9 protein-coding genes and 2 pseudogenes are annotated in these 8,389 nt (G+C 42.2%); 5 read left to right on the forward strand and 6 right to left on the reverse strand.

Annotated features, from left to right (window positions below; translation table 11 throughout):
- A partial coding sequence (locus FFM82_RS13795; RefSeq protein WP_225425719.1) for a hypothetical protein occupies nucleotides 1-231 on the forward strand: 231 nt, incomplete at its 5' end.
- A 4-nt stretch (nucleotides 232-235) separates the two neighbouring features.
- Here the strand turns inward: FFM82_RS13795 and FFM82_RS13070 are convergent.
- Nucleotides 236-565: a hypothetical protein gene (locus FFM82_RS13070; protein WP_024748232.1), complete on the reverse strand. Its 330-nt coding sequence runs from the start codon at nucleotides 563-565 to the stop codon at nucleotides 236-238.
- Nucleotides 562-1,485 (reverse strand): replication initiation protein, encoded by a 924-nt coding sequence (locus FFM82_RS13075; protein WP_012695382.1) that lies wholly within the window; start codon nucleotides 1,483-1,485, stop codon nucleotides 562-564. The genes FFM82_RS13070 and FFM82_RS13075 overlap by 4 nt, the downstream gene beginning before the upstream one ends.
- A 427-nt stretch (nucleotides 1,486-1,912) precedes the next feature.
- On the opposite strand from FFM82_RS13075, the pseudogene FFM82_RS13080 reads away from it, so the two are divergent.
- From FFM82_RS13080 to FFM82_RS13960, 4 genes and pseudogenes are all read left to right on the forward strand, one after another.
- Nucleotides 1,913-3,862 (forward strand): annotated as a pseudogene (locus FFM82_RS13080) (glycoside hydrolase domain-containing protein); the annotation flags it as partial.
- Between the two features lie 19 nt (nucleotides 3,863-3,881).
- Entirely contained in the window at nucleotides 3,882-4,385 is a 504-nt protein-coding gene (locus FFM82_RS13085) for a hypothetical protein (RefSeq protein ID WP_012695380.1), read from the forward strand.
- 204 nt (nucleotides 4,386-4,589) lie between these two features.
- On the forward strand, nucleotides 4,590-5,129 hold the full coding sequence (locus FFM82_RS13095) for a DUF536 domain-containing protein (protein ID WP_012695379.1): 540 nt from the start codon (nucleotides 4,590-4,592) through the stop codon (nucleotides 5,127-5,129).
- Between the two features lie 263 nt (nucleotides 5,130-5,392).
- Nucleotides 5,393-5,482: a type I addiction module toxin, Fst family gene (locus tag FFM82_RS13960; protein ID WP_487249779.1), complete on the forward strand. Its 90-nt coding sequence runs from the start codon at nucleotides 5,393-5,395 to the stop codon at nucleotides 5,480-5,482.
- A 167-nt stretch (nucleotides 5,483-5,649) separates the two neighbouring features.
- Here the strand turns inward: FFM82_RS13960 and FFM82_RS13100 are convergent.
- The 4 genes and pseudogenes from FFM82_RS13100 to FFM82_RS13115 form a co-directional block, all read right to left on the reverse strand.
- Nucleotides 5,650-5,895, reverse strand: a pseudogene (locus FFM82_RS13100) (replication initiation protein); the annotation flags it as partial.
- Nucleotides 5,896-5,924: 29 nt separating this feature from the next.
- Nucleotides 5,925-6,593, reverse strand: a complete 669-nt coding sequence (locus tag FFM82_RS13105; protein WP_012695385.1) for a hypothetical protein — start codon at nucleotides 6,591-6,593, stop codon at nucleotides 5,925-5,927.
- Nucleotides 6,590-7,837, reverse strand: a complete 1,248-nt coding sequence (locus FFM82_RS13110) for a relaxase/mobilization nuclease domain-containing protein (RefSeq protein WP_012695384.1) — start codon at nucleotides 7,835-7,837, stop codon at nucleotides 6,590-6,592. Before FFM82_RS13110 ends, FFM82_RS13105 begins: the two co-directional genes overlap by 4 nt.
- Nucleotides 7,816-8,154, reverse strand: coding sequence for a plasmid mobilization protein (locus tag FFM82_RS13115; protein ID WP_024748233.1), 339 nt, complete (start codon nucleotides 8,152-8,154; stop codon nucleotides 7,816-7,818). The genes FFM82_RS13110 and FFM82_RS13115 overlap by 22 nt, the downstream gene beginning before the upstream one ends.
- Between the last annotated feature and the right edge of the window lie 235 nt (nucleotides 8,155-8,389).

Here is an 8,389-nt window from a genome sequence, read left to right on the forward strand (position 1 = left end):
AATGACATACATTTTGCTTCGCAAAAGTCTGCCTATTCCTGCTTGAAAAGAGGGGGGCTTCGCTCCCCCCTTTTATCCCCCCCTAAAACCAAAGTCAAAAGCATGCCGATTTCGCTTCGCAAAACGGCACAAATTCAAGCCCGAAAACCTGTCCTTTTTTTGCAAAAAAAGGACACAAAAAAAACCGCACAAAAAAACCGAAAGTTTGCTGTTCGCAAATCGGCTTTTTAAGGCATTATGATTGCTCATTTTCTGTTTGAAACTGACTCAACCATTGGCTAACATCTTTCAAGTCTTCGATTTTCCAGAAGTTGCCGTTATAAGTCATAGCATTAGCAATGTTTTGTAGTTGCTGAAATTGTTCTGTAGTTAAAGTTGGTGAAGCCGTTTCTCTTTTTTCAAAAACTGGCGTATGGTCGAGCATATTTTCGGCTGTAGTTATATTTTTAGCGCCAGTTTTTTTGTAAAATTTACGGCCAAGCTTCTCATATTCCTTCGCTAGTGCCTTGCGCTTACGCACTTTCAGTTTCTTTTCTAGTTTCGCAATACGTTCTAATTCGGTCATCGTAATCCTCCGTTTCGTAGTTTTTCGAGTATTTTTTGTCGCTCCTCTGCACGAATCTGTTCTTCGCGCGCCTCTTGTTCTTGTTTATTATGTTCCGCTTCGGTCGTTCCTAGCTTGAGACCTTTGATTTTATCAATTGCCCGCCATTTTTCTTTGTCGGACAGTTCGCCATTGTGCTCGATATTGAATTTGGCTTTCTTCAGGCGTTCAGTCTTGCTGACGTGGACATCTTCGGCATCTTTGCGTTCAGGTTTCCATGCAAAAGAATAGCCAATAACAGGCTTTCCTCGCCCTTTACCGTATTTCTTGCGGACAGTTAGCCCACGAAATAGGGGGGTAAGTTCTTCTTTGATTGGACTAATAACATATTGGTCGGTGTTAGACTGCCGGTAACTTTTTGGAATATCAAGCAATTCAATAAAATCGGATTTTGAAAAATAGGCGTAACCGGTGGTGCGATAACCTTTCAACAAACGGAACATCGTTTTAGCATAGCTGCTCTTCAAGTCACGAAACTCGACTAGGGCGTATCGTACCCAGCTCTCCAGATGGTTTAGCAAGGGAAGTGCATCTTTGTAAATCTCTATGTCAACATATGGTTCTTCCACATCACCGTTGATTTTAAATTTGGTAAACATGACAAATCTTTCAAATGACAACCCGCTTTTACTTTGGCTACCGAAACGCAAGTCCATCAAATGATTGTAAGTGCGCTTGAGGTCGTCAATAAATCGGCGATTGGCGGTCGGTTTGTAGTTACTAAGGTCTTTCAGCTGGTCAAAGCTAAAGCGTACAGTCTGGTCGCCCTTATCCCGCATACGACTAATGATCGAAAAGAACAGATTCATTTCTGTAGGACTGAATTTACGGAGTGGAATGGTGTTCAGTTCGGGTTGATATTTCACTAACTCATTGCTCATATAATCACCTCAAAATTATTATAGCATATATAAAAGGATTTCATGCCCAAATTAACATGCCTTTAAACAGACAATTCCATGCCTTTAAACAGACAATTCCATGCCTTTAAACAGACAATTCCATGCCTTTAAACAGACAATTCCATGCCTTAATCATCCTGTACCCCTTGGGAGAGTAAGGTAGAACACCCCCTTAAAAGAGGTTTTAAAAGAGGTTTTAAAAGAGGTTATATAAGAGGCGGGGATCTCCGACTTCGTCTCCGTGCCCCAAAATGCCAAATCAGGACCAAAAACCAAAAAGGAGTGAGCGAAAATCACGCTCACATTTTGTTTGCAGCGTTCACTTCGTTCACTCGCTAAATTCAAAATCAAAAGCGTGGTTCAGGAAAAGCCTCGACTGACGCTCGGCAGGTAAGCCCAGATAGGCATAATAGGTAATCTGAAACCAGGATATAAGGGGAACATTGCTCAACTCATTCAAGGGGCTTTCTGGTGCAAAGGGATTAGTCCAGTAGACTTTAATAATGAGTTCACGAATAATACCCTTAATGCTGTTAAAGAACTTCAGCAAGACGCTGGCATTGCTGCTGATGGTTCTGTGACAGTGGCATTTATGGCGGCTTTGTTTGACATGGCGGCTTTCGTCTTAGTTTCAAGCGGCGATGCTAAGGTCCGAACCATGCAGCAAGCACTCAATCGTAAATTCTCTGGGGAATTACAAGAATTGATGCCGTGTGATGGCGTTTATCAACGAGCAACTAATACAGCGTTGATTTATGCCTTACAACGAGCAATCGGTATGAGTTCTGCGCAAGCAAATGGTAACTATGGTCCAGGGACAATTGCTGCTACACCTACTGTTAATCAGGGAGCCAATAGCGACGTTGTCCAGGTCATCCAATACGGCTTGTATGTGAACGGCTTTTATACAGGGGCATTTGATGGCTATTTTAGTTCAGACGTAGCAACGGCAGTGGTAGCTTTTCGTAAGTTTATGAATTTACCGCCATTTAATAGCACAGCTGACCTAACCGTCATCAAAGGATTGTTGACTAGCAACGGCAATACTAATCGTGATTCAAATACTTTTGATACAGCAACTCAACTAAGTGCTGCACAGGCAAAACAACTAAAGCAATTCGATTTTTCAATAGTTGCTCGTTATCTAACTGGCAGCGTTGGTGCAGGGGCTGCTGAACGTGATAAATACTTGACCTCCACGGAACTTGCAAATCTTACTGAGGCTGGACTAAAAGTTGTGCCAATATATGAAGATGGTGGCTATGAGCTTGATTACTTTAGTCTACAGCAGGGGATTCATGACGGATTTGTTGCAAGTAGTACTGCTGCTAAGTTAGGGTTTCCGGCTGCAACTACGATTTACTTTGCAGTTGATGTGGATGTTCAAAGTGGCGATATCGATGGCACAATTATTCCTTATTTCCGTGGTATTAGCCAAGCTATGAACAATAGTATTTTCAAAATCGGGATATATGGAACACGGAATGTATGTAATCGCGTAACCGCTGCATCTGGGACCAATATTCTTTATTCCTACGTCGCTGATATGTCATATGGCTGGAGCGGAAACCTAGGTTTTAAAATGCCCAAAAATTGGGCATTTGATCAGTTTGTGGAATACTCAGCTGCAGGTGTTGATATTGACCAAGTAGCTTCTTCAGGGAAAGACCAAGGAAGTGGAACTTTTAAAGTAGATCCTAATGCAGTACGCCTTGAATTTGCACGCACCTTAATTAATAATGCCTATCAGTTAAAACCACTACAACCAGATATTCCGACCTTAGAGGTTGATGGCCCTGAAATTCATGTGTCAACTATTTTGGCAGAGTTTTATATTAAACTATCAAGTGCTTTTGCGAGCAACGACAGTGGGGCTCCACTAGGTTTTACAATTTCTGATGGCAAATTAGGCACTCAAGTACAAGCTGAAATCAATAAATTCAAAGAGGCGCACGAAGCTGCAAGGAATTTTGACTTTACGGCTTTGCTTGGTACACTAGGGCCAATGATTGGCAATGGAAATCTAAAGGTTGGAATGTCAACTAAAAATGGAATGTTGGGGTTTAAAGTGGTCTGTGAGTCTACAACAACAGTTGTTACTAACGGCCAACAGGAAAATGTTACAACCTCATTGAGTATTGAGATATACACTAAACCAAATGGATTGGGGATCCCAGCTGAGGATTATAAACCAATTTATGTTCCCGTTTCTGAACATGAACCAAACCTGGAGTGGATTCCTTGGGCGGCAGGAGCTGTTGTATTAATAGCAACAATTATTATGGCTCCAGAAGTAGCGGCTACGCTTGTTGGAACGGCTGCTAAACTATTACCAGCGACATTCATTGCTGCTTAGCTTTTAAGGAGGCGATTAATTGGGGTTGTTACAATTAGTGCTTGGTGTGCTTGGATTCACAGTGTTATTAAGTTCTCTTTTTTTGACAATATTGGTACGGCGACAAGCTGCGCATCAAAAGCGTAGTGAAGCCTATATAGAAGTAGCTAAATATCTGGGTGAAAATCCAACTTTATTTAAGAAGGTGAACCAATTAGTCAAATTGGAAAGCACAACAAAGATTTTATCATTGGTGTTTTTCTTAGGTGGCTGGATAGTCTATTCAATAAACGATTTTCTGATAATTTCTTTGGACGATAGTGTCCGTGTAATGATTTTGTGGACATCAATTGTCTTGTTTGTTATCTTAACCATTGTGCAGATGATGCTAGAATTTCGGCACAAAAAATTGTTGGCTTTTCCTCTGTCTAATATTTCTCCAGTAGAGAATACTGCAGGAGAGAAACGCTGGATTCTCAGCAAGATACTGTTAATGATTGGGACGGCGATATTGACAACATGGCTACAGCTTGTGGCTCAATGATTACTAACTGATAAACTTTCAAAAATTGATCCGTTAGATTGTACCCTAACGGATCGCCCAGAAACATCTTCAAATAAGGCCTAAAATCCGATTCAAATAAGTGACCCGAAACGATTTCTAAGATCGTTTCGGGTATTTTTATGGGTAGTCGTGTGTAGCCATTGCTATAATTGACATTAGATTGCACGAGATGAGGAAAGCCATATGAGCAAAACAGTCAAAGAGCTTGCGGATGAGCTGGGTGTTAGCAAACAGACAATCCAGTATCACTACCAAAGACTACCAGCAAATAAGCGACAAAAAGATAGCCAGGGACGAAATCTGATCAGCTCCGATTTAGAAAGGATTATACGTAATAAAGTAGCAAAGACTTTGCCACCAAATAACCACCAAAAAGATCGACAAACGTCGACAAATAGCGGCAAAAATAATATTGACATTATTGCTACTATGAAAGACGAAATCGCTTATTTGAGAGCAGATCGTGACAAACAGTTTGCCGCCAAAGACCAGCAAATAGAAAAATTGCAAAAGTTGCTCGATCAGTCACAACAGCTTCAGTTGATGACCGCACAAAAGCTCAAGCAGCTTGAAAAACCGAAAAATGAGCGTGAGAGTGATTCCAAAGAAAAAGACGAGCAAATCCATGCACGGGCCTCAGGAGTGCCAACAGCGGTTGAAAATAGTGCTGATAAGCCTGCAACTTTTTGGCAACGCTTGTTTGGTGAGCAAAATAATAAATGACCTTTACACCTGCAGAGGTCATTTCATGAGTTAGTGCGTTAGAAAAGCGTTGCTATAGGCAGTTCCTTTGACTTTTCATAAGATACAATGTTTGCCTTTAGGCAAGCATTGTAGTTAGCAGTCATTGTGTCGACCAATAGCGGCGATAATGAAAGTTGCCTAATTTTAGAAGGCAGTTAAGAAGTTATAACCTGCTTTTTGGTATACTGATTCAGTCGCTACGCCTTTTCGCGTGATACCGCGCCAAAAGGTGGTGATTACTCGTGAGTAATTTCGATATTGCGATCATCGCGCCACTACTTGTTGGTGTCATTCTGCTCCTAGTAGAAGACAAGCTGAACAATCACAAGTAGTGTAAGTAGCGACTAAGTTCAGTCGTTGGCACCGGCCACCATCTTCTAGCAGAGGTGGTGGTTTTTTAATTAAAAAAACCCGCACAGCTAGCAGACTGTGCGGGTTAGTGATACTCATGAGTAATTTCGATTAACTGTATTCTAGCATAAATTTTGATTAGTTGCATTTACTGATATCGCAGTGATTTTCTACGTGCGAAATTGTTGTGAATTTCAATCTGTACTACCTTACGGCCGCGTAGTGCCTGCAGCAGTTCTAGTTCCATATCATTGATTTTGCAGTTGATTTCTTCAATGGCCGGATTAAGCACCTTATTTTTAAGATATTTGTACTGATATTTTGAAGGAGAACCTAACCAAGCCATATATTCTTCCGGCGTTCCTTGAAGGATTCCAATTGATTCTGAGTTGTTTGAGCACCCCTTGATTGGCTCATTTGGGACTACCAGCGAGTATTATTCTGCTTCTTCCAGAACAAGAGCTTAGATGGCTTAAAATCGACTAATTGTTGGACAGCATGTACAAGCAACCAAAAACTGGCATAAAGAGCGCCCGCTAATAAAACAAACCCAAGCAGGCCAAGCACAATCGCACCATAGGGGTGTTGTGGCTGAATCGCGAGCACGGTAGCATACAGTTTGTGCAACCCCCAACCTTGCCAAATTCCCTGATAAATTAGCTTTTCAAGCACAAAGAAAATGACAGCAACTAGCAACAAGCAAACGGCGCTACCTGCTAAAGTTGGCATGAGGTTGCGCCAGAACTGTTGACGCCGTGACTTCTCAGACTGTTCAAGCAAAGATTCTAGTTCGCTTTGCTGAGCCTTAAGACGGCGTTCGTAATCCTCAACGGACGTAACAAACTCTTGCTTGAGTTGGTCAGGGTTAATCGCATCTAATCGGGCATGTGCTTGCTCATTAAGCCAAATTTCTGAACGTTTCAATGCGTCTGCTTGTTTCTGTTGTAGGTCGTTAGTGTTGACAGTGTAAGCCATTTGTTCCGCAGCAGCTTCTTTGACTATTCTTTGCAACTCTGGGACTTTACTTAAATCCACCTTGCCATTGGCGTAGGCTAATAAAATTTGACGTGCTAATTCTTCGTTTTGACTCATCTTGAGCGTCCCTCCGGTTCTCGATAGTAGCTTCTTTGTGGTTGTTGCGGTTGTTTCTTTGGTGCCATTCGCTTAGCTAAGTCCTGTTTGATAGCGTTTTGTCGGGCTTGCTCCTGTTTAGCAAGGTCAGCTTTGAAGCGACTTGCCACGTCTTTATACAGCTTGCTGTCGATTACTCGTTGTTCAACTTTGCCAGCAAACTCTCGTACTGCGCCTGTAAAGTGCTGTAGGTGGTCTGCAATTGGCTTAACTGCGTTTCTAAGTTGGTCAATTCTTGGTTTTCTTGATTGAGCTTGTCGTTCTCGTTGTTCAAGCGCTGTATCTGTACTTGTTGTCTCTCGCACAAGTTCAGTAGCTCGGCTTTGGTCTTCACGATCGAGTTGCTGTGCTGTTCGTTCTCTAGTTCGTCTCTCCAGCTCATTCAGAATCGTCTCCTTTTCGTAATCAGTGCCGAGTCGTTTACCCCTTGCACGTCTCTGCTTCTTATTGGCGTCTAAAAAGGCGTATGAGACGTTTTGACCACGAACAGATACATTTACGCCGGACCTAGCTAAAACGTCTGAGAACGTCTTAAAATCGCAAATAGACGTATCCTGCATAGTAGTATCAATTCGACCTCGTAAATCGTGCATGTACGAGTATTGCCCTTTTTTGGTCAAGTCCTGTTCTGTTCTGGACTGGTGTTCACGCACGGGTTCAATGACTTTCCAGCCTTGCTCTTTGGAAATTTCGTCATTGGCATTTCTAGCACGTTCAACAGCAGAACCCTTACGCTCATCAAGCTTTTTACCAGTTTGAAGATTGACCTTGTTGATGATGATGTGGTTGTGCAGAATGTGATTTTGACCGTCTAGATGCGTATAAACAGCAGTTTGATAGTCAGGATAAAGCTTTTCAGCAAGCTCACAGCCTAAGTCATTAGCTCGTTGCCAATCTCTGGTATTCGTAGGGTCTAACTCGTTCAAGGCAAAAGATTGCGTGATGCGTAGCACCTGATTGCGTCTTGCTGTTTGATTGAACGCTTGCTGAACGGCCTTAAATTGTTCCTTGGCAATGACTGGGTCAATCCCATTAGTCCCGCCAACGGCCACCGCACGACAATCTTTGAGGGCGTCAAGACGCTCTAGTCGGTTTTCTTCAAGCCAGCGTTCCGTGTGTTCATGCAGGGGCTTGTCTTTACCTAACGCATAATCCAACGCACTAGCGGCACTGGCGCCGTTGGTTACTTTTGCAATTGTCGCCATAGTTGCCGTTGCGCCTCCTGCATTTTTTTGATTTCAGCTAACATGGCTGGTGTCAAAGGATCGCCTTGGTTAAGTTTCCGCGTTATTTGGTTTAAGTTTGTTCCTTGACGGGTTAGTTCGAGAATGATTTGTTGCGTGTCACTGGCGGAAAAATAGGGCTTACGTAGATTTGATTTCAAAGCCAGCTGTTTGGCATAACTAGAAACCTTTAGACCGTAAGTGCTTGCTGACTGTGATAGCTTCTCGTATTCAAGTTCATTTAGACGAAAGTTAATTCGTTTAGTTTGTTTATCTGAATTGGCTTTAATATTTGCCATGAAGTTCACCCCTAAGAATCATCATTATCAATCTGCCCTATGCGGTTAGATTTTTAATGAGTTAATGTAAGTATAAACGCTTCCTTTTCGGTCACGTTGAACCTAACATTAAAAAACAAATAATGCAAGCTGTCGGAATGACATACATTTTGCTTCGCAAAAGTCTGCCTATTCCTGCTTGAAAAGAGGGGGGCTTCGCTCCCCCCTTTTATCCCCCCCTAAAACCAAAGTCAAA

The organism is Lactiplantibacillus plajomi, assembly GCF_005405405.1.
Taxonomy (GTDB): Bacteria; Bacillota; Bacilli; order Lactobacillales; family Lactobacillaceae; genus Lactiplantibacillus; species Lactiplantibacillus plajomi.